General features: G+C 45.4%; 3 protein-coding genes. All 3 read left to right on the top strand.

Annotated features, from left to right (window positions below; translation table 11 throughout):
- Positions 1–64 precede the first annotated feature (64 nt).
- The 3 genes from ALO43_RS30125 to ALO43_RS13230 are packed head-to-tail and all read left to right on the top strand — an operon-like array spanning position 65 to position 1,840.
- Positions 65–289 (top strand): hypothetical protein, encoded by a 225-nt coding sequence (locus ALO43_RS30125; RefSeq protein ID WP_147461981.1) that lies wholly within the window; start codon positions 65–67, stop codon positions 287–289.
- A gap of 57 nt (positions 290–346) precedes the next feature.
- Entirely contained in the window at positions 347–1,480 is a 1,134-nt protein-coding gene (locus ALO43_RS13235) for a hypothetical protein (protein WP_054997648.1), read from the top strand.
- A gap of 51 nt (positions 1,481–1,531) precedes the next feature.
- Positions 1,532–1,840 carry a DUF2845 domain-containing protein gene (locus ALO43_RS13230; protein WP_080268301.1) on the top strand — a complete coding sequence of 103 codons (309 nt, stop codon included), beginning with the start codon at positions 1,532–1,534 and terminating at the stop codon, positions 1,838–1,840.
- The last annotated feature ends 345 nt before the right edge of the window (positions 1,841–2,185 follow it).

Genomic DNA, 2,185 nt, shown 5'->3' with positions numbered 1-2,185 from the left:
AAAAACGCGATGATTGCAGGCCGTTACACTTAGTAGAGCAGTCTTCCGAACAGGCGTTAAGATCTTGGACAATGGTCTCGAAGAGTCTCGGGCGAAGTTTTCCTCACCAGATCCAATCATTTGTCGGGAAGCACTTGAGCGTTTATGGGATGCATTTGAACGGCTGAAATCGCTTGCTGATGCAGACAGAAAGAGATCGATCTCGATGATTTTGGACGCTACTGCTAGCGAACCCGCCTTCCGTACAATGCTTGATTTCGAAGCGAAACAACTGACCGATAATGGTTGACAGACCTTAGTTGAGTTACTACGCTGAATCCTCATTTAGTTTGCTAAGGATAGATCAATGAATGTAAATATGCAGTGCGTGGGGACATCAATTTCTTTTAACCAGTTTGAAACTATATTCAACGCCGCAGGCGTCAACTCTACAATTTCATTATCCGACGCAAATGCATTACCCCCAGCGAACATGCTACCCTTGATAGCCAATGCGAACACTAAGAAACTTGCGCTCCAAGTCTCTGGCAGGTCAATCTCTGCACCTGGACTTATCGAGATGGTCAACACGGCAACAGGAGCTAACACCGTAATATCAATAGATGAGCTAAACAACTATCCGATTACGAGTGTGGATCAAATTGTGGCTGCAATCGGCGCCAAGCCTTACCCTATCGCTATTAACGGTGGTGCTGTAAATCAAACCACGGCCCCGCCGTTGATAAATGCGCTAAGCAATCCTAACACTCCTCTATCACTTAACTCCCTGAACTCACTGACAGACGAAGCAATAACCATTGTGTTGAGTGCCATTGGAAGCAAAACTTTTAGTATCTCCCTAGATGGCTCATTATCTACACCGACCAGCATCATAGGAACAATTGGTAAGATTGGTGAAAATTCAAATATCTCGCTCTCCAACTCACGATTCATTAATGCCGATGCAATGTCGCAGATTCTAGCCTCGATTGGAACGAAGAAATTTTCTATTACATTTGATGCTCCCGACTTCACAGTCCCTTACCTCAAAAGCTTTATCGCTACCGCAGGACCTAACACTTCTATAACTGTGACAACGTCTCAGGTCTTAACCACTTCTGATTTACTCGAGATATTAACGCTCAACGGGGATAGAAAACTTACTCTTGAGTTCAATGGCCGACAGCTGTCGGTTGACCCAGTCAATGGCGACAAGCTCCAGCAAGTAGTGGCAGCCGCCAATACTTCGCATACTATTTCAGTGAATACGATGCAATACCCACCCCTAACTTACATACTACCAATCATACAGTCATCAACCAATACCAACATGGTGCTGTCTTATAACGGTTCTCAATTGACCGATACAGAGGCTCAGGGAAATGTCGTCGTTCGGGGTATCGAAGTGGCTCAACCCACAACCTCAATTATTGTTACGTCTGTGGGGGTAACCAACTATAGCGTTGAAAATTATCTGGACATCGTCATAGCAGCTGGCTAATAGTAGAACGTGGCGCGCCTAGGGTGCGCCAACCCGAAGGAGCAAATTCTGATGCTGATTAAAAAAATGCTCTTATTGAGCGCAGGTTTTGTTTTCACCACGTTTATCAATACCGCTAATGCGACAATGAGGTGTGGCACGTCGCTGATCAGCGAGGGCGACTCCATATCAACTGTCCTGGAAAAATGTGGCCAACCATTAAGAAAGAGCAGCGAGGGTCCTGCCAAACGTCCCAACGGAGTTCCTAGACTTAATGCTGCGACTATAACTATATTTGTTTATGGCCCTAATGGCGGATCATATCAATATCTTAGGTTTATAGACGACAAATTAATTGAGATTGACATGAGACGCGAATGATCGCAATGAGCATTGACTCATACGAATACAAGCGTATTTAAGAATATATCTTGTCCCGCCTCGTTTTCAACCTGGCTCTTGAGAGAGGCAAAACAGGGGCCGAGCAGGTTTCGTTCATGACTCCTGCTCACTGTGCAATTAAACAACCCCAATGGATTAATTTAGGGTTTTCTAAGGCGCCGGTATCTGATCAATGGCACCTTTTCTCCTTTGAGCCACGAATCCTCATCGGAGTCATCATGCGTTTGTATCTGTGCGAGAAGTGTTGCCGCTGACCGAAAACTGACCCAGTAGATGTAACGGCCTGCATTCGAAATGGCCTCGACCTGCAATCATCGCGTTTTT

This window comes from Pseudomonas tremae (assembly GCF_001401155.1).
GTDB classification, from domain to species: domain Bacteria; phylum Pseudomonadota; class Gammaproteobacteria; order Pseudomonadales; family Pseudomonadaceae; genus Aquipseudomonas; species Aquipseudomonas tremae.
The sequence above is the reverse complement of the archived record's forward strand: the minus strand, read 5'-3'. Positions and strand labels throughout refer to the sequence as shown.